The organism is Arthrobacter sp. YC-RL1, assembly GCF_001454985.1.
In the GTDB taxonomy this organism is placed as follows: domain Bacteria; phylum Actinomycetota; class Actinomycetes; order Actinomycetales; family Micrococcaceae; genus Glutamicibacter; species Glutamicibacter soli.
Genome location: NZ_CP013297.1, coordinates 3,258,184 through 3,282,911 on the forward strand (window position 1 = coordinate 3,258,184; position 24,728 = coordinate 3,282,911).

Annotated in this window: 19 protein-coding genes; 9 read left to right on the top strand and 10 right to left on the bottom strand. The window is 66.3% G+C overall.

The features are described 5' to 3' along the window. Positions 1-130 precede the first annotated feature (130 nt). A complete protein-coding gene (gene kynA, locus ATC04_RS15020) occupies positions 131-994 on the top strand; it encodes a tryptophan 2,3-dioxygenase (RefSeq protein WP_047118329.1) in 864 nt (287 codons plus the stop codon). After that, positions 984-1,823, top strand: a complete 840-nt coding sequence (locus ATC04_RS15025) for a PaaX family transcriptional regulator C-terminal domain-containing protein (protein WP_052772250.1) — start codon at positions 984-986, stop codon at positions 1,821-1,823. Before kynA ends, ATC04_RS15025 begins: the two co-directional genes overlap by 11 nt. Here ATC04_RS15025 and ATC04_RS15030 read toward each other — a convergent pair. Continuing rightward, positions 1,820-3,193 (bottom strand): CoA transferase, encoded by a 1,374-nt coding sequence (locus ATC04_RS15030; protein ID WP_052772249.1) that lies wholly within the window; start codon positions 3,191-3,193, stop codon positions 1,820-1,822. The two genes, ATC04_RS15025 and ATC04_RS15030, sit on opposite strands and share 4 nt — an antisense overlap. 141 nt (positions 3,194-3,334) lie before the next feature. Further along, complete coding sequence (locus ATC04_RS15035; RefSeq protein ID WP_047118328.1) at positions 3,335-4,087, bottom strand: transglycosylase family protein; 753 nt, start codon at positions 4,085-4,087, stop codon at positions 3,335-3,337. A gap of 594 nt (positions 4,088-4,681) precedes the next feature. Between ATC04_RS15035 and ATC04_RS15040 the strand changes: the two genes are divergently transcribed. Next, the gene (locus ATC04_RS15040; RefSeq protein WP_052772248.1) at positions 4,682-5,857 is read left to right on the top strand and encodes a YihY/virulence factor BrkB family protein; all 1,176 of its coding nucleotides are present in this window, start codon (positions 4,682-4,684) and stop codon (positions 5,855-5,857) included. Here ATC04_RS15040 and ATC04_RS15045 read toward each other — a convergent pair. Further along, positions 5,840-6,559: a M50 family metallopeptidase gene (locus tag ATC04_RS15045; protein WP_052772247.1), complete on the bottom strand. Its 720-nt coding sequence runs from the start codon at positions 6,557-6,559 to the stop codon at positions 5,840-5,842. The two genes, ATC04_RS15040 and ATC04_RS15045, sit on opposite strands and share 18 nt — an antisense overlap. A gap of 176 nt (positions 6,560-6,735) precedes the next feature. On the opposite strand from ATC04_RS15045, the gene ATC04_RS15050 reads away from it, so the two are divergent. After that, positions 6,736-7,050: a hypothetical protein gene (locus ATC04_RS15050; RefSeq protein WP_047118327.1), complete on the top strand. Its 315-nt coding sequence runs from the start codon at positions 6,736-6,738 to the stop codon at positions 7,048-7,050. Between the two features lie 79 nt (positions 7,051-7,129). After that, positions 7,130-10,588 carry a bifunctional RecB family nuclease/DEAD/DEAH box helicase gene (locus ATC04_RS15055; RefSeq protein ID WP_047118326.1) on the top strand — a complete coding sequence of 1,153 codons (3,459 nt, stop codon included), beginning with the start codon at positions 7,130-7,132 and terminating at the stop codon, positions 10,586-10,588. A 38-nt stretch (positions 10,589-10,626) separates the two neighbouring features. On the opposite strand, the gene ATC04_RS15060 is transcribed toward ATC04_RS15055, so the two are convergent. After that, positions 10,627-11,898, bottom strand: coding sequence for a polysaccharide deacetylase family protein (locus ATC04_RS15060; protein ID WP_231735998.1), 1,272 nt, complete (start codon positions 11,896-11,898; stop codon positions 10,627-10,629). 221 nt (positions 11,899-12,119) lie between these two features. On the opposite strand from ATC04_RS15060, the gene ATC04_RS15065 reads away from it, so the two are divergent. Genes ATC04_RS15065 through ATC04_RS15075 form a run of 3 tightly spaced genes read left to right on the top strand, consistent with a single transcriptional unit; the run spans position 12,120 to position 17,596 of the window. Beyond that, complete coding sequence (locus tag ATC04_RS15065; protein ID WP_047118323.1) at positions 12,120-13,580, top strand: DUF3375 domain-containing protein; 1,461 nt, start codon at positions 12,120-12,122, stop codon at positions 13,578-13,580. After that, positions 13,577-14,269, top strand: coding sequence for a DUF4194 domain-containing protein (locus ATC04_RS15070; protein WP_047118322.1), 693 nt, complete (start codon positions 13,577-13,579; stop codon positions 14,267-14,269). The genes ATC04_RS15065 and ATC04_RS15070 overlap by 4 nt, the downstream gene beginning before the upstream one ends. Positions 14,270-14,272: 3 nt before the next feature. Then, a complete protein-coding gene (locus ATC04_RS15075) occupies positions 14,273-17,596 on the top strand; it encodes an ATP-binding protein (protein WP_047118321.1) in 3,324 nt (1,107 codons plus the stop codon). 86 nt (positions 17,597-17,682) lie between these two features. Here the strand turns inward: ATC04_RS15075 and ATC04_RS15080 are convergent, their stop codons facing one another. The 5 genes from ATC04_RS15080 to ATC04_RS15100 form a co-directional block, all read right to left on the bottom strand. Next, positions 17,683-18,012 carry a DUF6176 family protein gene (locus ATC04_RS15080; RefSeq protein WP_047118320.1) on the bottom strand — a complete coding sequence of 110 codons (330 nt, stop codon included), beginning with the start codon at positions 18,010-18,012 and terminating at the stop codon, positions 17,683-17,685. A 103-nt stretch (positions 18,013-18,115) separates the two neighbouring features. Then, positions 18,116-20,623: an ABC transporter permease gene (locus tag ATC04_RS15085; RefSeq protein ID WP_047118319.1), complete on the bottom strand. Its 2,508-nt coding sequence runs from the start codon at positions 20,621-20,623 to the stop codon at positions 18,116-18,118. Between the two features lie 3 nt (positions 20,624-20,626). Beyond that, complete coding sequence (locus tag ATC04_RS15090; RefSeq protein ID WP_047118318.1) at positions 20,627-21,376, bottom strand: ABC transporter ATP-binding protein; 750 nt, start codon at positions 21,374-21,376, stop codon at positions 20,627-20,629. Positions 21,377-21,503: 127 nt separating this feature from the next. Continuing rightward, positions 21,504-22,430, bottom strand: a complete 927-nt coding sequence (locus ATC04_RS15095) for a cation diffusion facilitator family transporter (RefSeq protein ID WP_047118317.1) — start codon at positions 22,428-22,430, stop codon at positions 21,504-21,506. A 4-nt stretch (positions 22,431-22,434) separates the two neighbouring features. Beyond that, the gene (locus ATC04_RS15100) at positions 22,435-22,806 is read right to left on the bottom strand and encodes a metalloregulator ArsR/SmtB family transcription factor (RefSeq protein ID WP_047118316.1); all 372 of its coding nucleotides are present in this window, start codon (positions 22,804-22,806) and stop codon (positions 22,435-22,437) included. An 80-nt stretch (positions 22,807-22,886) separates the two neighbouring features. On the opposite strand from ATC04_RS15100, the gene ATC04_RS15105 reads away from it, so the two are divergent. Further along, a complete protein-coding gene (locus ATC04_RS15105) occupies positions 22,887-23,483 on the top strand; it encodes a DNA-3-methyladenine glycosylase I (RefSeq protein ID WP_047118315.1) in 597 nt (198 codons plus the stop codon). A 326-nt stretch (positions 23,484-23,809) separates the two neighbouring features. On the opposite strand, the gene ATC04_RS15110 is transcribed toward ATC04_RS15105, so the two are convergent. Further along, complete coding sequence (locus ATC04_RS15110; protein ID WP_342352846.1) at positions 23,810-24,682, bottom strand: siderophore-interacting protein; 873 nt, start codon at positions 24,680-24,682, stop codon at positions 23,810-23,812. Positions 24,683-24,728 lie beyond the last annotated feature (46 nt).

Here is a 24,728-nt window from a genome sequence, read left to right on the forward strand (position 1 = left end):
TGCGTATGCATGTAACAACCCGCAACATCGGAGATCTATTCCCGAGGCCCGGAAAGACTGACTGCCCGTGCGCGAAAACTGCGAATTTCATTATTGTGACGAGCGAAACGATATTGATACTCTTGTCTCCATGAGCAAAGACCAGCATGGAACCAATCAGCGTGACATCGAGTCGGGGGTCCGCACCGACTTCCACAACACGATGTCCTACGGCAGCTACCTCGACCTGGAGCGGATCCTCTCCGCGCAGCATCCGGTCAGCGTGCCGGAGCACCACGACGAGATGCTGTTCATCATCCAGCACCAGACCTCGGAGTTGTGGCTCAAGCTCATGCTCCACGAGCTAGTCGAGGCGCGCCGCCTGCTGGGCGCCGACGACATCGGCAAGGCACTGAAGTGCCTTGCCCGCGTCAAGCACATCCAGAAGACGCTGACCGAGCAGTGGTCAGTGCTGGCGACGCTCACCCCGCGCGAGTATGCGCAGTTCCGCGGCTTCCTCGGATCCTCCTCGGGATTCCAGTCCTTCCAGTACCGCGCGGTGGAATTCATCCTCGGCAACAAGCACGCCGGAATGCTCAAGGTCCACGAAGCGGATCCCAAGGCGCACGAGCTGCTCAGCAACCTGCTGAACGAGCCGACCCTCTACGACGTGTTCCTCGCGGCGCTGGCCCGCCACGGCTACGACATCCCGGCAGAGGTGCTCGAACGCGATATCACCAAGCCGTGGACCTTCCAGGAATCGCTGATCCCGGTCTACAAGGACATCTACGAATCCGAGGACACCTTGTGGAGCCTCTACCAGGCCTGCGAGGACCTGGTGGACGTCGAGGACAACTTCCAGGCCTGGCGCTTCCGCCACCTGCGTGTGGTGCAGCGCACCATCGGCTTCAAGCGCGGCACCGGTGGCTCATCGGGCGTCGACTTCCTCAAGCGCGCCCTGGACCTGACGTTCTTCCCCGAGCTGTTTGCGGTGCGCACCGAAATTGGCAGCTAGCACGCAGCTCGTCGCCTTCACCCTGGATGATTTCGAGGCGCGTACCGGCAGCGCCGCCTCCATCATCCGCACCATCGCGGGCCTGTACCTGCGCCATGAAGCCGCTCCGGTAGCCCGCACCAAGATCCTGGCGCTGGCCACGGCCGCCGAGGTCTCGGCCCCGACCGCGCAGACGGCGATTTCGCGGCTGGCGGACCGCGGCGTGCTGGAGGCCGCCGGGACCTCCAGCCTGCAGGTCACCGCCGCGGCCCACGCGATGTTCGCCCGGGGCGACCGCCGGATCTTCACGCCACGCCAAATGGCGGACGAAGAACTATGGTGCCTGGTGGCCTATTCGCTGCCGGAGACCATGAGACCCCTGCGGCACCAGGTGCGCAAGCACTTCCTGCAGCTCGGCGGCGGCCTGGTCAATGCCGGGCTGTGGATCTTCCCCGGCTACCTGCGCGAGGAAGTGCTCCAGGTCCTCGGCGCGCTGGAGGTCCGCTCCTACGCCACCGTCTTCACCACGCAGACCCCGGACTTCCCCGAGGGCGCCATGCAGGCCGCACGGCAGTGGTGGGACCTCGGCCGGCTGGAATCGATGCATTCAACCTTCCTGGAGAGCACCGCCGCGCTGGACGCGCAGCCAGCCTCGCCGGCCGCCGCCTACCGCGGCTACGTGGCCATGGTCGACGCCTGGCGGGCGCTGCCCTACCTCGATCCCGGACTGCCTGATGCCATGCTGCCTGGCAACTGGCCCGGCCGGCCCAGCCGCGAACGTTTCCTCGCCCTGTCCCGGGCCTATGGACCCGGCGCGCGGCATTTCGCCACGGCCCTCCTCAAAGGCTAGGCCCACGCGGGCTGGTCCGTGCCGTAGCGCGTCGGCGCCTGCGGGTAGTCCAGCTGCGCGCCATTGAGCTCGAAGGGCGGCAGCGCGTAGTCGAGCATGCCGTAGCCGCTCTCCCGGCGGGCGGTCGCTGGGGTTCCGAGCTCCACTGCCGGGGCGGCGGGGCGGCCGAAGTCGAACAGGGCCTGCGCGGTCCTGGCCAGCGAAAACCGCACGGTCCCGGTCCGCTGCCGCTCGGTGCGGGCCCGAAGCAAGGCGATCACCGCGGCCGCAATACCGTATCCGGCGGCGTAATCCAGCCCCTGAACCGGAAGAGCTCCGGGTTTCCCGCCCGGCGTCCGGTACGCGTCCGCGATGCCGGTGGCAGCCTGCACGATGCTGTCGAACCCGCGGCGGGATGCCCACGGACCTGCGAAGCCCCAAGCGCACAGCTGGGCGATGACTAGTTGCGGGTAGCGCTCCCGCAGGCTCTCGGCGGACAGTCCGAGCGTTTCCAAGGCCCCGGGCCGGTATCCCAGGATCACCGCATCCGCCTGCGCCAGCAGCTCGTGGACTGCCGCCAGCCCCGGCACCGTGGCAAGGTCCAGCACCGTGCTGCGCTTCGCGAATCCTGTGTCGATGTGCTGGTCGGGAAGTTCCGGGATCCGGGGTCCGTCCACGCGCAGCACCTGCGCGCCCAGCAGTGCCAGCGTCCGGGACGCCGTGGGACCGGCGATGACCCGGGTGAAGTCCAGGATTTTCAGTCCTTCCAGGGGCAGCCGGGACTCCGGATGGAACCGCCACACGCCGGTCTCGGGCATTGCGGACAACTCGAACTGCGCCCAGGGTCCTGCCGCTGCCGGCTGCGCTTGCGGTTCGTCGAGCCATTGCTTGCGGCTGCGTACCGCGGCGGCGATGCCTCCGGCGGCCACGATGCGTTCTTGGGCTTCGAAGGCATCGGACTGCGCGAGCGCGGTAGTCAGCTGCTCAGGGCCGCTGGCATTCATCGCATCCAACAGCGCACGTTCATGGTGCGGATAGTTTGCATGGGTCCGGATCCATCCCCGGGCGGTCGGGAAGAATCCGGACAGCGGCGCGAAAGCCTGCACCGTGCGCCCCGCGATCTTCAGGTGCCGGAAGGACTCGAAGCCCGCGGCCAGCTGGGACGGCCCACTGCGCAGCTCGCATCGTCCGGCGGACAGCTCGGCGACCGCCTGGCCGACTAGTCCCACGCTGTGGCTCGCCAGCCCTTCCACATCCAGCGCCCCGCCCCACCAGCTGCCGGGAGCGCCGCCCCTCGTGCCGGGCCGTTCGAGCAACGCGGATTCTTGGAATCCTGCACCCAGAATGTCCCATTGCACGGCCGGTTGCGGATGGGTGAAATCGGTTTTCATGACGCCACCATATGCCGCTTTTATACCTTTATATATAGGTATAAAACGAGTACGCGATTCCAGAGGCTTCCGACGCCTTAAAAGACGAGTCCCACGACCGGCTGAATGCCAATCGTGGGACTCGGGAATCGTTCTGCGAAATTACTTCGTAGGAACGTTCAGGGTCTGTCCGACCATGATCAGGTCTGGGTTGCTCAGCTGGTCGTCATTCAAGACGAACAGCCCGCGCCAGTCCTTGATGTCCAGCTTCTTGGCAATCTTTGCCAGGGTGTCGCCGGACTTCACGGTGTAGTTCTTGCCCGAATCGGTGACGTCGATGTTGAAGCTCACCGGAGCAGGGGCTGCGGCGACGCGCTTGCCCGAGGTTGCCGGAGCAACCGACTTGGTCGACTTGACCGACTTGACCGACTGGGTTGTAGCTGCGCTGCGCGAAGCAGTGCGCTCGTAGTCGTTCGAGTACGACTTGTACGACTTGGCCTTCTGCGTAGTCTGGGTGCTCGACTTCTTGGCGGTCGAGGTTGCCTGCTTAGTGGCGGTGCCCTTAGGCGAGCCGCTGATGCCAAGCTTGGCGGTGCAAGCTGGCCATGCGCCCCAGCCCTGGCCCTGCTGGACCTTGGTGGCCACGCGGATCTGCTCGGCCTTCGACGCGTTATGGGCCGAACCCTTGCCGCCGTAGGCCTTCCAGGTCGACGGCGAGAACTGCAGGCCGCCCGAGTAGCCGTTACCGGTGTTGATGGACCAGTTTCCGCCGGACTCGCACTGGGCCAACTTGTCCCAGGTGCTTGCTGCCGAGGCAGGTGCGGTGGTGGCAACCATGGCGCCGCCGGCAACTGCGAACGCGGCCAGGGTGGCTCCACCGCGACGGACAATCTTCTTAGTCTTCTGCTGGATCATTATTCTCCAGTGCTCTTCCGCACTCAGGCCTTCCAAGACCATCCTTGTGCACCGCTCAGCGTCGCATTTCGACGTTGATTAAGCACTGCCCTGACGAGCGGTTCGGAAGTTCCGGCAGTACCTGTTTCCCCATAACACCGCGAGTGTTATCGAAACGTTATGAAAGACGATAGCGCACCTCCCCGCCACCTTGGCAACTCAGTGAATTCTCAGGGACACTAAAACACGAGGTCAAAGTCAGAAAAAAAATTTAAGAAATCTTCTCCCCAAGCCCTGATTCCCACATCGAAGCACCCCGAGCGTTATGTTTTCGAAATGGATTCCTGGACCCCAATTGTGATATGGAACCACTTCATTTTGTCTGAGCTATTCAATCCAAGCAGCAAAGGGTTCCCTGCCCGGTGTGCCCGACGACACATGCATCTTTTCGATACCGCGCCGCGAGCGGAGAAATGAGTGCCCGATACTGCATAATCCCGTATTTATCCCTAGGCAGGGCGCAGTTGCGGAACGTGCGAATCCGATCTTCTGTAGGCTGAAACCAAGATGCAACGCCAAGAGCCCGGCATTGGGCAACAGAGGAAGCTCATGCCCATGACGAAAAGGTCCGCGAAGGACAGGCTGCGGGAGGCTTACCTCTGCTATCCGCGCGCAGTGCGCGAGTTCTTCAGAAACGATGGACTCGATGGCGGCGCCTCCCTGTCCTTCTACATGGTGCTCGCCATGTTCCCCGGACTTCTCGCACTCATTTCGCTGTTGACGCTCGCGGGCGCCACCGAAAGCGGCACCGAATGGATGCTGGAGGTGCTGCACATGGCCTTGGCCCCGAACGGCGAAGTACTGACCGGCGACTCGAAGCAGCTGCTGGACACGGCCGAACAGCTGCTCGACACCTTGGCTGAACATGCGGCCGGGACAACGCTGGCGATCGTGGCAGGTTCGCTGGGTGCGTTGTGGAGCACCTCGGCCTACGTTGCCGCATTCGGCCGGTCGATGAACCGGCTGTACGGCGCAACCGAAGGCCGGCCCCAGTGGAAGCGCCGCCCGCAGATGTTCCTGATCACCCTGCTGATCATGGTCTTGGCGGTCATCACCATGGTCCTGCTGGTCGCCTCCGGATCCGTCGCGCAGGCGCTGGGGAACATCTTCGGCCTGGGCGACAGCTTTGTCACGATCTTCAACTTGGCCAAACCTCCCGCACTGCTGGTGGTTTTCCTGCTGGTCCTTGCGCTGCTGTATTACTACACCCCGAACGTGAAGCGCCCGCGCTTCCAGTGGTTCTCGCCGGGCACTGTCACTGCGATGTTCATTCTGGGACTCTCCATGGCAGGCTTCAGCATCTACCTGAGCAACTTCGCCAACTATTCGGCAACCTACGGGGCCATCGGCGGCGTCATCGTGTTGATCGTCGCCTGCTGGGTCAGCAATATCGCCTTGATCCTCGGAGCCTTGGTCGACATCGAATTCATCAGGCTCAGGCAGCTGCGCACCGGAATGCCGTCCGCCGAAGAGGTCCAGTTGCCGCTGCGTGATTCAACGCTGGTGGCCAAGAAGTCCCTGTCCAACTACCGCGACCTGGTCCAGGCCCAGGAAATCCGCATCAAGCACGGCGGCGATCCGCTACAGGACATGGCGGTGGACCCGGAAGGGAAAACCAAACGCAAGGCCAAGGTCGCGCCGATCGTCCTGGTTGCCGCGGCGGCCTGGGCTGTCACCCGATGGGCGACCAAGAAATCAGTGGACAAGCATGCCTCAGAAAAGTCCGACTAGGCTGCTCACGGCCCACAGCAACGCCGCAGTCCCCAGCGCCAGCATCACCACAAGCCACAGGGTGGCGAAGGTACCGGTCGCGCGGGCTATCAGGTAGGCATCGGACTGCCCCAGATCGCGCCGCCGCCAGGTGTGCACTCCGATGACCTTGATGAAGTCCTTGACTCCGGCCAGCAGCAGAAAGCCGGCAATCAGCAGCGACAGGTAGACATAGGTGCCGGCCGGGGCGAAGAACACCACGGCCAGGGCCACCGCGGAGGTGACCAGGCAGACCACCACCGCGGGCCAGTTGCGGGCGAAGAACAAGGCCAGCAGGAAGAACAGCGCGTAGACGCCCAGCGCCCGGCCGGCATAACCCTCGGAAATCGCCCACAGCATCACCGCCGACACCCACAACGGCGCCGGATACCCGAAAAGGCCCGAGAAAATGACCGAGAATTTTCCCCGGCCGCGGCTGACCACTTCGCCGGAATGGTCCCATCCCAGACGCAGGCCCATGACGAATCGCCCGGTGAGCATCGCTGAGACAATGTGCCCCATCTCGTGGATGAGTGTTGAGTACAGCCCGGTGATGCGCCAGATCCGGCGCGGCAGGACCAGCAACCCGACGGCGACGGCCAAGGCTGCCCACTGCCAGGCCTGCAGGTCGACAGCAACCGGTTCGGCCAGACGAGCCCATGCTTCGCCGATATTCAGGTTCATTCGCCGCTCTTCCGCTCGGGCTGCGCGAGCCCTGGACTATATTCGGTTCCATTCTTCCAAGCCCGGGCCGGCGAACCGAACCGCACGACACGTGCAGGGAGAAGTTCTATGAATAGTCACAGCTGGCAGCCATACGATGGATGAAGCAAAACAACATATCTCACTGGAGGTTCATCGTGTCACGTTTGGCATCAACTGCACTGGCAGTCACCGGTCTGGCTGGCGGCTACGCAACCGGTCGTGCCACCAAGAAGCGTCCACTGGCGGCAGTGGTTCTGGGTGCGTCAGGCGTGGGTGCATTCATGATCTGGAAGAAGGACGCCGGAACCGCGCGGGCAGTCACCCTGGCCTCCGCCTACGTTTCAGGCTTCGGCGCGTCCCACCCGATGGCCAAGTCGATGGGCGCATGGCCTGCAGTCAACACCGTCACCGCAGGCGTCGGTCTGCTCTCGCTGCTCCTGGGCGGCAAGAAGAAAGCCGCTGACCAGTAGGAATCCCAATAATCCTTTTGTCGGGGTCGAGTGCTACGTTGACTAGGTAACTATCTAGTCGGCGAAAGGCACCGGCCCCGTGTTCTTTTTGAACCAGCACCTCGTATACTCGGCCAGCGACCTGTCAATCGCCGTCGACTGCCAGTACCAGTCGCTGTTCCTGCTGGACGTCCGGCTGGAACGCCGAGAGAAGCCGGACGCCGTCACCGACGAAATGCTGCACCGCACCGCGGTGCTCGGCGACGTGCACGAACACCGCGTCCTGGACCAGCTTGTGCAGAGATACGGCGAGTACAACCCGCAGACCGGGACCGGGGTCAAGAAATTCACCGACCGGCCGGAGATGACCGAGCAGTCCCTGCGCCGGGCCCATGAGCAGACGCTGGCAGTGCTGCGCAGCGGTGCCGACGTCATTTTCCAGGCGACCTTCTTCGACGGGTCATTTGTCGGCTTCGCCGACTTCCTGGTCCGCCAGGAAGACGGATCCTGGGCCGTGTGGGACACGAAGCTTGCCCGCCATGCCCGCGTCAGCGCGCTGCTCCAAGTCGCAGCCTACGCGGACCAGATGATGGCCGAGGGCATCGAGGTCCACCCCCACACCACGCTGGTGCTGGGCGACGGCACCCATTCGTCCCATCGCATCGATGAGATCCTGCCGGTCTTCCGCGCGCAGCGCGACCACTTCCTGTCCATGGTGCGCGAGCACCAGGCCTCCGGCCAGCCCGTGGCCTGGGATTCGGACCAGCTGCGCCTGTGCGGCCGATGCAGCCTGTGCGCCGAACAGGTGGAGCAGACCCGCGACCTGCTGCTGGTCGCCGGCATGTCCATGGCCCAGCGCGAAAAGCTGCGCCGCCAGGGCATTTCCACAATCGACCAGCTCGCCGCGCTGGAGCCCGATCCCAAGACCTCGCTGGCCCGCGCCGTGGAGCAGGCCCGCATGCAGGTGGGCGCCGACCCGTTGGCCACCACCATCCAGAACGTGTCCTACCGGGTGAAGTCGGACCAGACCATCACCAGCCTGCCCAACCCCGACCAGGGGGACATCTTCTTCGACTTCGAGGGCGACCCGCTCTACCAGGAACCGCTGGATGATTCATGGGGCCTGGAATACCTGTTCGGAGTGATCGAGAACGACACCGGTAAACCGGTGTTCCGTCCGTTCTGGGCGCACAGCCGGGCCGGCGAACGCCGGGCATTCCTCGACTTCATCGAGTACGTGGAACAGCGGCGCCGCCGCTTCCCGGGCATGAAGATCTACCACTACGCGGCCTATGAGAAGAGCGCCCTGCGCAAGCTCTCCCAGGTCCACATCGCCGGGGAGGACGAGGTGGACCAGTGGCTGCGCGAGAACCTGCTGATCGACCTGTACGACACCGTGCGCAATTCGCTGGTCGTCTCCACCCGCTCCTACTCGATCAAGAAGCTTGAACCGCTGTACATGGGCGAGCACCTGCGCTCGGGCGATGTCACCGACGCCGGCGCCTCGGTGGTCGCCTACGCCCAGTACATGCAGGCCCGCGATTCAGGCGCCGATGCCGAGGCGCAGCAGGTGCTGGATTCCATTGCCGACTACAACGAATACGACTGCCTCTCGACGCTGCGCCTGCGCGACTGGCTGCTGTCCCTTGTCGATTTCCAGCCGCACACGCTGATTCCGGACTCGGCTGTGCCCGAAGCCGTCGAGGAGTACGAGCCGGCCCCGGAGGAGCTGCGCCTGCAGGAGTACCTGGCGGCGCTGCCCGAGGGCGAGGCGCTCGGCGCGGACGACCGCGCCATCGCGATGGTCGCCGCCGCGACAGGCTACAACCGGCGTGAGAAGAAGCAGTACTGGTGGGACCACTTCGACCGGCTCAGCAAAAACATGGACGAGTGGGCGGACGTGCGCGGGGTCTTCATGGTGGATTCGGCGCAGGTGCTCGAAGACTGGCACAAGCCCACGCCGCGGGCCCGCACCGTGACCAGGATTTCAAGGCTGCACGGCACCCTGGCCGAGGGCTCGCTGCTCTCCCCCGGCTCCGGGGTGTTCGCCATGTTCGCCGGCCCGCTGCCCGAAGGCATGGAGGTCGACGACAAGGCGCTGCGCGGCGGCGCCTTCAATGCGACGGTGGTGGAGGTGGGCGAGGGCTGGATCACCATCGCGGAGAAGACCAGCGGCAAGATCCCCGAATACGGGGCCTTCCCGGTCGCGCTCACCCCCGACAAGCCCATTGCCACCAAGAGCATCGACGAGGCGCTGGCGCAGCTCGCCATCGCGGTGGGATCCACTGTCCCGGTGCTGCCGCAGCAGCCGGGCATCGACATCCTGCGCCGCATCCCGCCACGGCTGAAGACCCTGGCCGCGCCGGTGGAGCCGGCCGTGGTGGACGGCAGGGCCCAGGTCTACCAGGCCGTGGTGCGCACGCTGCAGGACCTGGACAACTCGTACCTGGCGGTGCAGGGCCCTCCGGGCACCGGCAAGACGTTCGTCGCCTCCCACGTGATCCGCGAACTGGTGGATGCCGGATGGAAGATCGGTGTCGTGGCGCAGTCCCATGCGGTGGTGGAGAACGTGCTGCGCAAGGCCATTTCCGCCGGCGTCGACCCGGATCTGGTGGCCAAGGAGGTCAAGCACAAGGACCCGGTGCCGTGGCACGGCACCGACAAGGAGGACCTGGAGCGCGTGCTGTCCGGCCGGGACGGCGCGCTGATCGGCGGCACCGCCTGGACCATGACCGGATCCAGGGTGCCGGCCGGCAGCCTCGATCTGCTGGTGATCGACGAGGCCGGGCAGTTCTCGCTGGCCAACACCCTGGCGGTGTCCCGGGCGGCCCGCAACCTGCTGCTGCTCGGCGACCCGCAGCAGCTGCCGCAGGTGACCCAGGGCTCGCATCCGCAGCCGGTGGACGAATCGGCGCTCGGCTGGCTGTCCAACGGCCGCCCGGTGCTGCCCCGGGAGCTGGGCTACTTCCTGGCCGCCTCGTGGCGCATGCACCCGGCCTTGTGCGCCAAGGTCTCCGCGCTGAGCTACGACCACCAGCTGTTCTCCGCGCAGGCCGCCGGCCAGCGCAGCCTGGCCGGCAGCGCCGCCGGGGTGGAAACCCGGCTGGTGGAGCACCGCGGGAACACCGTCAGCAGCGCGGAGGAAGCCGCGGAAATCGTCGCGCTGGTGCGCGAGCATCTGGGCATGCAATGGTCCCCGGGACAAAACGCCGCCTCCCGCACGCTGGCGGCCTCGGACATCCTGGTGGTCGCCGCCTACAACGCGCAGGTCAACATGGTGCGCGAGGTCCTGGAATCAGAGGGGCTCGGGGACGTGCGGGTCGGCACCGTGGACAAGTTCCAGGGGCAGGAGGCCCCGGTGGTGCTGATGAGCATGGCCTGCTCCAGCGCGGCCGACGCGGCGCGCGGCATCGATTTCCTGCTCAACCGCAACCGGGTCAACGTGGCGATCTCCCGCGGCCAGTGGAAAGCGGTCATCGTGCGCAGCGACCGGCTGACTGACTACCTGCCCTCCAGCCCGGCGGCCCTATCCCAGCTGGGCGCCTTCATGGCGCTCTAGCCCGGCTGGATCCCGCCGTCCGCCGGCCCGGCGCGCGTTCAGCGTGCCGGGTCGATGACCTTCTTGACGTCGAAGAACTCGGAGAGCACCGGACGGTCCCCGCGCAGTTCCTTGTCGAACTGCAGCCCGTCGATGTTGATGCGCATCTGGCGCTGGTAGTCGTCGGTCTGCTGCATCCACGCGCGGATGGTGCCGTCCACGCCGTAGAAGTACTTGAATCCCTGGTCTTCCAGGTATTCGTACCGGCTTCCGGAGTACTTGGCGGTGCGGGCGATGTCCGAGCCGAACGGGTAGATCAAATGCTCGGTCTTGCCCACGATCGGCTCGACTTCTTCCTTCCACAGCTTCATGTCCCGCTTGAAGCGCGCCATGTCCACGGTGCCGGTGGAAATGTGGCCCCAGGAGTGCGAGGCGAAGATCCAGCCCTCGTCCTTCATGGCGTCCGCGACCTCGGTCGCGGCCTTCTGGTCCTTCTTGATGTTCTTGTTTTCCGGGTACTGGCTGGCCGAGGTGCGGTAGCCGAATTCGCCGTTGTACCCGGTCATGGCCACGAGGCCGCGGGCGTCGCGGTAGGAGAAGTCAGGATGCTCCTCGATGAAGTCGTCGAGCATGGTGGTCACGTCGTAGGCTCCCACATGCGTTTTGCCCTTGGCATCGGTGTATTCGTTGCGGACCTTGCCGTCCTTGTCCACCAGCAGCTTGCTCGCGAACCCGTCGCCGTCCATGTACTCGTAGTAGCTCACGTCATCCACCGACAGCACCAGCGGCTGCTTGCCCTTGGGAAGCATGATCTTGCGGTAGGCCATGTTCCCCTTCTTGTCCGGGCCGGCGAAGTCCGCGGGGTTCACCAGCACGAAGTCCCGGGCGTAGAGCTCCTCGATGATCGCGGTGAACTCCTTCTGGGTCACCATGTAGTCCTTGTAGCCCTGGGCTTCGCCGTCCCCGTCGAAGGCGCGGTCGGTGTCGATGACCAGCGAGTGGAAAAACAGGTGCGGGATCTGGTTCGGCTTCTCCCAGGCCACGGTCTGGGACTTTTCCTCTTCCAGCCCCGGGACCAGTTTCTGCAGTTCCTCGCTGGGGTCCTTGGAAGCCATCTTGATGGCGGCCGGGTAGTCGTAGCCGTCGGCCAGCCGGTTGATCTCCGCCTTGGCCTCGGCCACGCGGGCTTCTTCCTGCGCGGCCTGGGCGGAGGCGTCCGGGGCGGCCGACGCGTCGTTCGCCGCGTCCTGCGGGTTGGGTTGCTCACTACTGCATCCGGCGAGCGCCGCCACCAGGATCCCTGCGGCCAGCAACCGTGCGAACTTCATCATCTTCGACCTCCATGCCCGAAACGCGCCGAAAACCAGCAGATACGGCGTTGTCATCGTCTCGTTCCGACACTACACAGGCAGCCCTGCCAAAAACACCGAATGGCAGTTCATTACTCCAATCGATACAAAACTGGCATCTGCCGCGCAGGGGGCGCACATCTGGCGTGAAGCCGGATGCTCTAGAATTAGGAGGTTAGGCGTCAAGAAGATCAAGGAAATGCATGCAGCCCTCGCACCGCGCGAATAGCCTGTGGATCCAGTCCCAGCAGTTCAGAAGCTCGGCGGCGTACCGGCTCTTAACGGCCCAGCCCTGGGCGGTCGCCTTCATCCGCGCCGAGTTCACCGCGGACCGCCCGCGCATCGCGCTGGAACTGTTCCACGCTTCGCTGGATTCCTTCCTGAAAACCGCCCGCACGAGCGACGAGCAGATCCCGCAGACCTACAGTGCGCAGGACTTCGCCGAAACCTGGGTCAAGCAGGGATTGCTGGCCCGTCCGCTGATCGACGGGCGCTTCGTCTACGAGCCCAGCGCCCAGACCCTGCGCACGCTGCGCTTCCTAGCCGATTTCTCCACCGACGACTCGCACCTGAACTCCTCGCGCCTGAACACGCTGCTGTCCTCGCTGGAATCCCTGGCCCACGAAACCGACCCGGATCCCGAGGCGCGCATCCGCGCGCTGGAATCCCAGATCGCCCAGCGCCAGGCGCAGATCGACCAGCTGCGCTCCGGCACCGATCCGGCGGTGCTCTCCCGCACCACCGCGCTGTCCGCGGCCCGCTCGGTGCTGGATCTGGCCGCGAGCCTGCCGGCGGACTTCCGCCGCATGCGCGACGGGGTGCAGGACATGCTGCATTCGCTGCGCGAGGGAATCCTGGACGCCTCCACCGCCAAGGGCGTGGCGGTGGGCCAGGTGCTGGAAGCCGACCGGCAGCTGCGCTCAACCGCCGAGGGCGAGACCTTCCGCGGCTTCACCGAGTTCCTGAATTCCCCCGAAGCCCAGCAGCGTTTCCGCGCGGCGCTGGCCGAGGTGCTGGAGCGCGACTTCGTGGACGACCTGGACACCCCGGAACGCCAGATCCTCACCAACCTGCTGCGCGAGCTGCGCCGCCAGGCCGCCGAGGTGCACACCTCCTACGGCAAGCTCTCCGAGTCCCTGCATGCCTTCGTGCAGTCCGAGGACTACAAGCAGGCCGAGTTGCTGCGCCGGGCGGTGCGCGAGGCGGAGGCCGCGATCAGCAAGTCCGCGGGTCTGAAGCCGCGCAGCGGGCTGGCCCCGCTGGAACTGTTCGCCCCGCAGTTCGTCACCCTGCACGGGCTGGGCATCTACGATCCCTCCGAGCACGTGGCCCCGCCGCCGCTGGCCCATGCCCCGGAATTCAGCGCCGAGGACATCGTGCGCACCCCCAGCACCCCGGAGGCCGACATGCCGGCGCTGCGCAGCGCGATCGCGCAGCGGCTGCGCGGCGCCGCGCAGGACCCGGTGCCGCTGGATCAGGTGTTCGCGGCCTTGCCCGCCGAGCACCAGCACCTGAATACCATCCGCGCGCTGATCGAGATCGGGCGCACCAACGGCGAGAACCTCGACGAGTCGCAGCTGCTGGGCATCGAATTCACCCAGCTTGATGGTTCCACGCGCACCGCCTACCTGCCCGCCCTGAGCTTCACGAAGGAGCCGCTATGACCTACACCGACTCATATGCCGCACCGATCACCGATCCGCTGTTCGATGGGGATACCGGCAGCTTCCCGCTCCCGCTGCGCCAGCTGCTGGTGCGGCTGCTGCGCGGCCCGTACCTCGACGGCTCCGTGGACGCCGCGGCCTGGCAGCTGCTGCTGGATTCGCAAGGCGCTGTCACCAAGTACTTCTCGGAGATCTTCCTGGCGCTGAGCCTGGACATGGACCGCAAGATCGCCATGCTGGCGCCGGTGGACATCGAGCAGGCGCACACCGCGCCGATCGCCCCGCGCCGCCCGCTCAAGCGCGACGAGACCCTGCTGGCGCTGCGGCTGCGGCTGCTGCTGGAGCAGCAGTCGGGCACCGGGGCCGATGCGGTGATCTCCCGCGCGGGCATGCACGAGATCCTGGCCGAGCACCGCGCCGCCGCCGACCGCGACGACAAGCGCTTCGCCGAGTCCTGCGATGCGGCCATCGCCCGGCTGGGCTCGCTGCGGCTGCTGACCAATACCGAGCTGGCCGACGAGTTCCGCATTTCCCCGGCGCTGGCCATGGCCCTGCCCTTGGCCTCCATCCAGGACATCCCGCGCTACATCGCGGCGATCGACGCCAACGAGGGCGTGCTGAACCTCGCGGAGGCGGAGCCCGACGAGGCCGACGCATCCGAACAGACCGACGCACTGGTGCAGGAGTAGCCGATGAGCATTGAAATGACGCTGCCGCTGGGCGGCGAGATCAACCCCGGCCAGCACCGCCTCTCGCGCGTCCAGCTGGTGAACTGGGGAACCTTCCACGGGCTGCACGACCTGGGGGTGGACCGCGCCGGAACGCTGGTCACCGGCCATCCCGGCGTGGGCAAGTCCACGCTCTTCGACGCCATGGGCCACGTGTTCTTCGCCAGCCCGCGGCTGAACGAGTCGGCCAACGACGCGGCCACCCGCGAGGACCGCCGCACCACCTATTCCTACATGCGCGGACGCAAGTTCAAGACCAGCTCCGGCACCGTGTTCCAGCGCCCCGGCGCCACCTGGAGCGCCGTGCTGCTCAGCTACCAGGACGGCCTGGGCAACACCGTCAGCGCCGGCGCGGTCTTCGACCTGCCGGACGCCGGGCTGGAAGGCCAGGTGTCCAAGCACTACCTCTTGTGCGAGGGCGCGCTGGACATCGCCGAACTGGAGAACCACGGCCCGCGCCGCTTCACGGTCTCCTCGCTGTCCAAGGCGCTGTCCCCGGCCGAGGCCTTCGACACCCACAAGGCTTTCATCGACCGGCTGCGCCGCCGCCTGGGCGTGGAAAGCGACAAGGCCTTCGCCCTGCTGCGCACCCTGCAGAACGGCAAGGGCCTGGCCAAGGGCGTGAACCAGTTCTTCCGCCACGAGGTGCTGGAGGAACCTGCCACGCTGAAGGCCGCCGCCGCCGCGGTGGAGGACTTCGCGCACCTGCGCGGCATCTACCGGCAGCTGGACACCGCCCGCGCGCAGCGCGACGTGCTGGCCGCCGTGCCGGAGCAGGACCGCGCCTACCGCTCGCTGGCCGAGAGGATCGGCACCACCCGCCAGCTGCTGGAAACCGAGCTGGCGCAGCTCGAAGCGCAGGTGCGCCAGCTGGTGCTGCGCAACGACCTGGCAGCGCACCGCGCCGAGCATGCGCAGCTCACGGCCAGGCAGGCCGAGCTGGGCGAACGCAAGGCCAAGCTCGATGACCAGCTGCAGTCGCTGGAGGCCGCGCACGACGCGGCCGGCTCCGCCTCGCTGATGCTGCTGGAACGCGAAGCCGACGCCGCCCGCAAGGCGCTGAGCGAGAAGGAGCGCGTGCTGCGAGCCCTGCAGGAGCAGGCCGACCAAGCCGGGCTGGCCTTCGAATTCAGCGCCACCGGGCTGGACGAGCTGCGTGCCAACGCCGCCCGCACCCTGCAGCAGCTGGACTCCATCACCAAGGACGCGCAGACCGTTGAATACGAGGCCATGGCCTCGCTGGTCAACCTGCGCAAGCGCGCTGACACGCTGGCCGAGCAGATCCGCTCCTACCAGCGCCGCAGCACCAACATCGACGACCGCTCGGTCGCGGCCCGGCGCGCCATCGCCTCGGCCTGTTCGCTGCGCGAGGAGCAGCTGCCCTTCGCCGGCGAGCTGATGGACGTCTCCGCCGACTGCGCCATGTGGCGGCTGGCCGCGGAGAAGGCGCTGCACTCGGTGGCCCGCACCCTCCTGGTGCCCGGCGAGTTCCTGGCCCAGGTCACCCACGCCATCGACAAGCTCGACGGGCTGGGCCGGGTGCGCTGGGCGGACATCTCGCTGGCCCCGCGCGAGGCCGAGGCCGGCCCGGCGGACCTGGTCACCAAGCTGGACTTCGCCCCGGGCGAGGCCGGCGCCTGGCTGCGTGCAAAGATCACCTCCGACTATCCGCTGGCCTGCGTGGAGAACGACGCGGCCATGCACATCCATCCCAAGGCCATCACCCCGGCCGGCACCATCAAGACCGGCACCGGCCTCTTCGAGCGCGACACCCGCACCCTGCCGGCCTCCGAATACCTGCTGGGCTTCACCAACGAGGCGAAGATCTCCGAGCTGCAGTCCAAGGCCGCGCGCCTGGAAATCAAGGTGCAGGACGCCAAGAATGCCGCGGATGACCGCAGCGCCGCCAAGGCCAAGGTGCTGGCCAAGGCGCAGCTGCTTGGCGCGCTGATCGAGGACGAGCGCACCTTCGCGCAGCTGGATGCGGCCCCCGCGCTCCAGGCGCTGCGCCGCAGCGAGCAGAAGCTGGGCGACGCGCTCACGCTCTCCGGGGATTCCTCCCGGGTCCGCGCGCAGATCGAGGCAGCCAAAGCCGAGTCCGAGCAGCTGGTCGGAGACCTGGCGCTGGTCCGCTCCCGAGCCGGCGAGCTGGGCCTGCAGATCGAGCGGGCCGAAAAGGTCCTGGCCGCCGATCCCGCGGACAGCGGCGACTGGCTGGAGCGGGTCCCGGCGGCGCTGCGCGGCCACGAGCTGCTCGGCGGATTGCTGGAAACCATCGGCGCCGGCAGCAGCCCGGCCTCCGAGGAGATCTCCAGCGCCTTCGCCGAGGCCAGGCTGCAGCTGGCGGGCCAGCTGAGCGAGCTGACCGCGCGGCGCCAGGAAATCGGCGGGGCGCTGAGCGAGACCTTCCGCCGTTTCGCCCGTGAATTCGGCGGCTCCCACGCGCAGACCCACGGCACCTCCCCGGAGGCCGCGGAGCACTACGCCCAGCTGCATGAGCAGATCGTCGCCGACGGCCTGCCGCACCATGAGGCGCAGTTCCGCGAATACTTCGCCAACCGCTCCTACGAACGTTTCAGCGACCTATTGCAGCTGCTGGACGAGGAGCGCCGGATGATTTCCGAGCGCATCAAGCCGCTGAACCAGATCCTCGGCGAGGTGGCCTTCGAGCACGGCTCGCTGCTGCGCCTGGAGGTGGAAAACTCCATCCCGGTGGAGGCCGCCACCTTCCGCAAGGACCTGAAGAACGCGCTGCAGGACGCCTACACCACCAAGGACGAGGGCACGCTGGCCAGCTCCTACCAGGCGCTGGAGGCGCTGGTCTCGGCGCTGAGCGACCCGGGCCTTTCGGCCTGGCGTTCGACGGTGCTGGACGTGCGCCAGCATGTGGTGATCAGCTGCAACGAGCACAAGCCGAACGGCGAGGTGGAAACCGGGCTGGAACCGGGCACCCTCTCCGGCGGCGAGGGGCAGCGTTTCACCTCGTTCATCATGGGCGCCGCGCTGGCCTACCAGCTCGGCTTCGCCACCGCCGGGTTCACGTCCTTCGGCACGGTGATGATCGACGAGGCGTTCATCCAGGCCAACTCCGAATATGCCGCGGCGGGTATCCGCGCGCTGCAGGAATTCGGTTTCCACCTGGTGCTGGCAGCCCCGGAGGACAAAATCGATTTGAGCCGCCACCTGGGATCCATCACGGACATCATCAAGCATCCGGGATCCAACATCTCGGGCTTCGTCACCACCGGCCGCTCCCCGGCCATGGCCACCACCATCACGCTGCGCTAGCTGCGCGGCACAGCACGGGGCCCGCAGGACGTTCCGCCACGCATCCGGCAAAGCGTCCTGCGGGCCCTTGCCTGCCTTCGGCGTGGCTACTGCATCTGTTCCCGGATCCGCTGCGGGATCATGCTCACCCGGGTGACCAGCGTCTGCGGGGCGAACTCGGGATCGATGCATTCGTCCCAGTATTCCAGGTGCTTCTCATCGAGCCAGTGCGCCGAGTCGCGGACCTCGGTACCGCCGTGGCCCTGGATGCTGTACCAGTACAGGTATTCGGCCCCGTCCAGCGTCTCGCTGAAAATCGTCTCGACGTACATCCGCTCCCCCTCCAGGGTTTCCAGCACCGCCGGCATATTGGAATTCAGGAACTGGAGCCACTGGTCGACTCGTTCGGTTTTGCCTGGTTTCACGCGAAAACGCATCAGCTCAATGTTCGTTGAACCAACGGTATACGAGCAACGCCCGGGCCCGATGACGAGAAGTCATCGGCCCCGGGCGTCTGCCTGCCGGTCGCGAGGCGCCGGGCTACTCGGTCGCCAGCCCCTGGACCGGGGAGAGCTTCGCGGCGCGGCGTCCCGGGGTCACCGAGGCCAGCAGGGCGGCCACGATGCTGACTACCAGCACCAGGGCCAGCTGCAGCCACGGGATCTCGTAGGACATCTGGCCGACCGCAGAGAGCGTGGCATGCGCGCCGAGCAGTCCGTAGACCACGCCGAGCACCAGACCCAGCAGGGCCGCCACGCCGCCGATCAGCACGGCTTCCTGGGCCAGCATGGCCCGCAGCTGCTTCTTCTTCAGGCCCAGGGCCCGCAGCAGCGAGTTCTCGCGGGTGCGTTCGAGCACCGAGAGGCTGAGCGTGTTGGCCACGCCGATCAGCGCGATCAGCACCGCCACGGCCAGCAGGGCGGACACGATGGCCAGCAGCACGTCGATGACCTGGGAGAACATGGCGTTCTGCACCACGCCGCCGTCGATCATGTACGACTCGACGTTGGCCACATCGGCGATCTGCTCTACCAGGGCGGTGATGTCGGCGTTGGACAGGTCGGGGGCCGCCTTGATCAGCACGCCGCCGTACTCGTTCTCCGAGTCGGCCAGCTTCAACGATTCCAAGGTGTCCTTGGTGACCAGGTCCTGGTACAGCGCCGCGGAGGACACCTTGACGTCCAGTTCCCTGCCGCCGACGGTCAGCTTCTTGGGCTGTTCTTCTGTGCCAGTGTTGAAGCGGATGATCTGCCCGTCCGCCGGCACGATGCTCTGGTCCAGCACGGTCTTGGAGAAGCCCTGCGGATCGACGCCCATCAGCTGTACCGGGGCTTCGTCCTCCCGGCCCTTGATTTCCGCGGTGCCGGCCACGAAGGTAGAGGTTTCCTCGATGCCGTCCAAGGAGGCCAGCTCGCGGGCCAGTTCCTGGGTCTTCGCGTCGTCGACCTGGCGCTCGTACAGCGAGAGGGTCAGATCCACGGGGAACTCGCCGGCCAGGGAAGTGTTCAGGCTGGACTTGGCCGTCTGTCCGCCGACCATGATCATGGAAACCAGGGTGACGCCGATCAGCAGGGCCGTGGCGGTGGCGGTGGTGCGGCCCGGGTTGCGCACTGCGTTCAGGGCGGCGAGCTTGCCAGCCACCGAGCGCCCGGCCACCAGCTTGCCGATGCCGAAGACGCTGGCCGGGACGAACAGCGATGCGAGCATCAGGATGCCCGGGAAGGAGAGCAGGCCGCCGAGGAAGGCGATGGGCAGCGAACCGTCGATCGCGCCCCAGGCCAGCAGCCCGGCGCCGGCCAGGGCCAGCAGGATCCCGATGACGATGCGCAGCTTGCCGGCGCGGTTTTTCACGCTCGCCGCGTCGAAGGGACGCAGGGCCGCCAGCGGGGCGAGCTTCATGGCGCGGCGGGCCGGCAGGCTCGCGGCGATGACGGTCATTGCGATGCCCACGACCACCGGGATCACCAGGCCCTTGGCATCCAGCGCCAGCGTGGCGTAGGACAGGCTCGGCACCATCACGTGCAGCAGCTGGATCAGGCCTGCCATCAGCGCGACGGCCAGGGCCACGCCGATCGCCGAGGCGACGATGCCGATGACCAGGGCCTCGATGAGCACGGAGCTGCGGATCTGCTTGCGCTTGGCGCCCAGGGTACGCAGCAGCGCCAGTTCGCGGGTGCGCTGGGCGATCACCACGTTGAAGGTGTTCACCACGACCAGGCCGGTGACCACCAGGGCGACCAGGGCGAACACCAGCAGCACCACGGTGAGCTGGTCGGTGCCGTCCGTCAGCATGGCGACGTCCTTGATGACCTTTTCATCGGCGGTCAGTACCGAGACGTCCCTCATCTGGTGCTCGGCGAAGTACGCGGCCAGCGCCTGCTGGGCGGCCGGGAGGGAGTCCTTGGCATCGATCACGATGTTCTGGAAGGAACCGGAATCGCCGGCGATCTTCGTCCAGACGGATTCCGTCAGGCCCACCATGGCGTAGCCGGAGAGCTGCGGATCGGTGCTGGTGCGCTGGATGCCCACCACCTTCATGTCCTTGGTGGACTCGGAGGTGGTCAGGCCGACGGTGTCCCCCACCGAGACCTTCATGCGATCGGCGTGCTCGTCGTCGAGGATGACCTCGTCGGCGTTCAGCGGGGCACGGCCTTCGAGCAGCTCCATGCCGCCGAGGTTCTGCTCGGCGGACACCGGCTGCAGCAGCACGCCATAGCCGTCGTCCGCGGTGTGCAGTTCACCGGTTTCGTAGGCGGTGCCGTAGGCGGTGGAGATCTCCGGGAGCTTGCGGATGTCCTCGACCTGTTCCATGGCCAGTTCGGTGTACTCGAAGTCGGGATCATCCTCCGGCACCAGTTCCCAGTCCTGGAAGGCGACCAGGTCGGCGTTCTTGTAGGTGTCGCCCAGCGAGTTCTTCAAGGTCGCGCGGGTCGAGGTGTTAACGGCCAGGGTGGCCGCGAGGAAGGCGGTGCCGATGGCGACCGCCAGGACCACGGCGATATAACGCCGTGCATAGGTCTTGATATTGGCGAGGGCTACGTGCAGCATCGACTACTCCGCCAGCGAGGCCAGGGCCTCGGTCACGGTGGCCACGGTCGGGTCATCCAGCTGGCCCACGATGCTGCCGTCCTTCATCAGCAGCACGGTGTCCGCGTAGGAGGCGGCGGCCGGGTCGTGGGTGACCATGATGATGGTCTGGCCCATTTCGCGGGTCGAGGTGCGCATCAGCGAGAGCACCTCGGCCCCGGTGCGGGAGTCCAGGTTGCCGGTGGGCTCGTCGCCGAAGACGACCTCGGGGCGGGTGAGCAGGGCGCGCGCCACGGCGACGCGCTGCTGCTGGCCGCCGGAAAGCTCGTGCGGCTTGTGACTCAGGCGGTCGCGCAGGCCCAACGCGTCGATGACGGTGTTGAACCATTCGCGGTCGTGGCTCTTGCCGGCCAGCGACAGCGGCAGCAGGATGTTGTCCTTGGCGTTGATGGTCGGGACCAGGTTGAAGGACTGGAATACGAAGCCGATCTGCTCGCGGCGCATCATGGTCAGCTCGTCGTCGTTCAGGTTCATCAGGTCGCGGCCGCCGATGATGATCTCTCCGGCGTCCGCGGTGTCCAGCCCGGCCAGGCAGTGCATCAGGGTGGACTTGCCGGAGCCCGAGGGGCCCATGATGGCGGTGAAGCGGGAACGGGCAAAGGCGACGTCTACTGTCCGCAGCGCCTCCACGCGGGTGCTGTCATGTCCGTAGCTTTTGGTCAGACCTCGGGCGCAGACCGCGTATTCGGTAAGGGGCAGAGTTTCAGATGTCATGTTCCAAGACTATAAAAGGCCAAGAGAAACCCGTATCGGCCGACAGGCCGGTCTTGGATGCCGCCGGCTCATACCTGGGTATGAGCCGGCATCCTGGACGCTGGTTCCGCGGGTGCGCGCCGCCCGGTCAGCACCCTGTATGGCGCTCGGTGACGCTGTGCGATTCCGGTTCGATCTGGAAGGTCGAGTGCTCGATGCTGACCTCGAAGTGCGCTGCCACGCACTGCTGCAGGTTGCGCAGCAGGCCCCCGGCAGCGTCCGCGTCGAACATCTCGTTCTTGACCACCACGTGCGCGGTGAGCACCGGCAGGTTGGAGGCGATCTGGCTGGCGTGCAGGTCGTGCACGGCGAGCACGCCCGGCTGGCCTTCCAGGTGGGTGCGCACCGCGCCCAAGTCCAGGCCGCGCGGGGTGGATTCGAGCAGGATGTGCGTGGTTTCCTTCAGCAAGGTGGCGGCGCGGGGCACGATCAGCGCGCTGATCAGCAGCGCAGCCACGGAATCGGCGCGCATCCAGCCGGTCAGCGCGATCACCACGGCCGCGACGATCACGGCGACCGAACCCAGCGCGTCATTGACGACTTCCAGGAAGGCCGCGCGCATGTTCAGGTTGTGGCCCCGTCCCCCGGCGATGATCAGCATGGAGGCGATGTTGCCGAGCAAACCGATGATGCCGAAGACCAGCAGCCCGGCGGGCTGGACCTCCGGCGGGTCGAAGAGCCGCTGGACCGCGTCCACCGCGGCGTAGATGCCCACGGCCAGCAGCAGCGCCGACTGCAGGGTCGCGGAGAGCACCTCGGCCCGGCGGAAGCCCCAGGTGCGTTTCATGGTGGGCTTGCGCATGATCAGGTTGGCAGCGGTCAGCGCCATCAGCAGCCCGGCGGTGTCGGTGAGCATATGCGCCGCGTCCACCAGCAGGGCCAGCGAGTTGGTCATGATCGCGCCGATGACCTCCGCGACCAGGATGCTGGCGGTGATGCCCAGCGCCCAGGCCAGCCGGGTCCGGTTGGTGGCGGAATGGTCGTGGGAATGCTCGTGGGAGTGGTCGTGGCCCATGGAGCTACACCCCGCCTTCCGGAGAGGGGTGGCCCTCATGCCACTGGTGGTTGCGGTTGGCCGGGCGCCCCAGGCGCAGCGCCTGGCTCTGCACGGCGGCCAGGTCCTGGGCGTGGCTCAGGGAGTACAGGCTCGCGCGGCCCTGGCTGCGGACGCTGACCAGGCCGCTGTCCTTCAGGCAGGAAAGGTGCGCGCTGACGGTGCTCTGCGCCAGGCCCAGATGCTCGGTGAGGTCTTTGACCTTGTGCTCACCGGTTTTCAGGTGCTCAAGGATCAATAGCCGCGTGGGGTCGGCCAGCGCATGGAACAGCGCCGCGAGCTGCAGGCGCTGCTGGGCCTCTTCCATTGCATCGATCTGTGACTCTATTATCGCCATATGACGATGATAGCATTTCAGGCCGCCGCGCAACAGGGTCGCTCAATCCCGGCGCCATCTGCCAATGGCAAGATGGAGGAATGAGCAACGACCTGATCATTGGCGATGACGGGCTGGCCCGGCCGCTGTGGGCTTCGAGCAACGAGATGCTGCGCCGGTACTACGACACCGAATGGGGCATGCCGATCACCGACGAGACCGGGCTCTTCGAGCGGCTGAGCCTGGAGTGCTTCCAGTCGGGCTTGTCCTGGGCGATCATCCTGTCCAAGCGCGAGGCGTTCCGCGACGCCTTCGCGCAGTTCGACCCGGAAAAGGTCGCCCTGTTTTCCGAAACGGATTTCGAGCGGCTCATCGAGGATCCGCGCATCGTGCGCAACCGGTTGAAGATCCGCGCCACGATCGCCAATGCGCAGGCCACCCTGGCCCTGCGCGACGAGGGTGGGCTGGCGCAGCTCATCTGGTCGCACCAGCCGGAGCAAACCCCCAGACCGCGCGCCATGTCGGAGATCCCTACGCAAAGCGAGGAGTCCAAGGCGCTGGCCAAGGAATTGAAGAAGCGCGGCTTCAAGTTCGTGGGGCCGACCACCATGTTCGCCCTCATGGAAGCCGTGGGCATGGTCGACACCCACCTGCTCGGGTCCCATCGCCGCGGCACCTCCGGGATCTGGCCCCGGTAGGCTTCCCGCCGCGCGGTGTCGGCCGCGACGGCATAAAAAATGAGACCTGCCAGGGTGTGCGATCCCGGCAGGTCTCATTTTTCTGCGACTCGGCTGACTGAGCAGGTCAGCCGCTTCCCTATTCCCCTTATTTCAAGCCGGCTAAGCCGACCACCAGAGCAGGATGAGCATTTCCTGGCTCGCGGTGAACAAGCCGATTCGCATCGGTCAAGTTTGCAGCTTCTCCCGACCACACACGGGAGAAGCTCTTGAATAAGCATAACCCGGCAGTGGGCAATAACGTCAACCCCTGCATGCTAATTTAATAAAAATTAACTTAGGTGACTCTAACTTCTCTGGAGCGGAGCTTCTTCGAAGATCTGGCCGACCGGGCTGCGCTTCTCCGCCTGGAAGTCGTCTTCCGCGCGACCGAAGGCCCAGTAGGCGGAAAGCGACATGTCACGGCGGTCCACGCCGCGCTCGTTGTAGAAGTAGCCACGCAGCTTCTTGGTCACTTCGCGCTCGCCATGGGAGAAGACCTGCACCGTGCCCTCGGGCCACGGGTAGTCGCGCACCACGGACTCCAGCTTGGTGTTCTCGGGGGTGAAGGCTCCGTTGCGGTGAACCCAGCGGATCTCCACGCCGGCCGGGGCCTTGAGGTCCATCTCGTCCTCGGCGGCGGAAACCTCGATGATCGCGACGCCTCGCATGTGCTCGGACATGGATTCCAGCGCCGCGGCAATGGCCGGGATGGCCGTCTCGTCGCCGACCAGGAAGTGGAAGTCGAATTCCTCCTTCGGGTAGTACAGGCCGCCGGGGCCGGAGAAGCAGACGGTGTCGCCGATCTGGGCGTCCCGGGCCCAGGGGCCGGCCAATCCTTCGTCGCCATGGACCACAAAATCCACCTGGATGGTTCCGGCTTCCGCGTCGCTGCTGCGCACGGTGTAGGTGCGCCGCACCGGCAGGTCCTGCATGTCCAGCTTCTCGCGCAGCTCATCCATGTCGTAGGGAGGAGTTAGACCGAGCTCCGGCTTGGCGAACAGGATCTTGATGTAGCGGTCGGTGACCGGCTTGTCGACGAAGGTCTCGAAGCCCGGGCCGCCGAGGGTCAGGCGCACCAGGTGCGGAGCAATCTGCTCGCGCTTCATGACCTGCAGTACGGTCTGCGGACGGGCAGCGCGCCCGCCACCCTGCGGGCGTTCGGCTTGGGGATTGGCCACGGTAGCACTTCCTATCTGAATAAGACTAGATAACTCAATCCTAATT

What these genes read in the sequence shown, in the direction of transcription:
- kynA (WP_047118329.1), top strand. Translation starts at nt 131, where the DNA reads ATGAGCAAAGACCAGCATGGAACCAATCAGCGTGACATCGAGTCGGGG.
- ATC04_RS15030 (WP_052772249.1), bottom strand. Translation starts at nt 3,193, where the DNA reads ATGAAAACCGATTTCACCCATCCGCAACCGGCCGTGCAATGGGACATT.
- ATC04_RS15035 (WP_047118328.1), bottom strand. Translation starts at nt 4,087, where the DNA reads ATGATCCAGCAGAAGACTAAGAAGATTGTCCGTCGCGGTGGAGCCACC.
- ATC04_RS15040 (WP_052772248.1), top strand. Translation starts at nt 4,682, where the DNA reads ATGACGAAAAGGTCCGCGAAGGACAGGCTGCGGGAGGCTTACCTCTGC.
- ATC04_RS15045 (WP_052772247.1), bottom strand. Translation starts at nt 6,559, where the DNA reads ATGAACCTGAATATCGGCGAAGCATGGGCTCGTCTGGCCGAACCGGTT.
- ATC04_RS15060 (WP_231735998.1), bottom strand. Translation starts at nt 11,898, where the DNA reads ATGATGAAGTTCGCACGGTTGCTGGCCGCAGGGATCCTGGTGGCGGCG.
- ATC04_RS15065 (WP_047118323.1), top strand. Translation starts at nt 12,120, where the DNA reads ATGCAGCCCTCGCACCGCGCGAATAGCCTGTGGATCCAGTCCCAGCAG.
- ATC04_RS15070 (WP_047118322.1), top strand. Translation starts at nt 13,577, where the DNA reads ATGACCTACACCGACTCATATGCCGCACCGATCACCGATCCGCTGTTC.
- ATC04_RS15075 (WP_047118321.1), top strand. Translation starts at nt 14,273, where the DNA reads ATGAGCATTGAAATGACGCTGCCGCTGGGCGGCGAGATCAACCCCGGC.
- ATC04_RS15080 (WP_047118320.1), bottom strand. Translation starts at nt 18,012, where the DNA reads ATGCGTTTTCGCGTGAAACCAGGCAAAACCGAACGAGTCGACCAGTGG.
- ATC04_RS15085 (WP_047118319.1), bottom strand. Translation starts at nt 20,623, where the DNA reads ATGCTGCACGTAGCCCTCGCCAATATCAAGACCTATGCACGGCGTTAT.
- ATC04_RS15090 (WP_047118318.1), bottom strand. Translation starts at nt 21,376, where the DNA reads ATGACATCTGAAACTCTGCCCCTTACCGAATACGCGGTCTGCGCCCGA.
- ATC04_RS15095 (WP_047118317.1), bottom strand. Translation starts at nt 22,430, where the DNA reads ATGGGCCACGACCACTCCCACGAGCATTCCCACGACCATTCCGCCACC.
- ATC04_RS15100 (WP_047118316.1), bottom strand. Translation starts at nt 22,806, where the DNA reads ATGGCGATAATAGAGTCACAGATCGATGCAATGGAAGAGGCCCAGCAG.
- ATC04_RS15105 (WP_047118315.1), top strand. Translation starts at nt 22,887, where the DNA reads ATGAGCAACGACCTGATCATTGGCGATGACGGGCTGGCCCGGCCGCTG.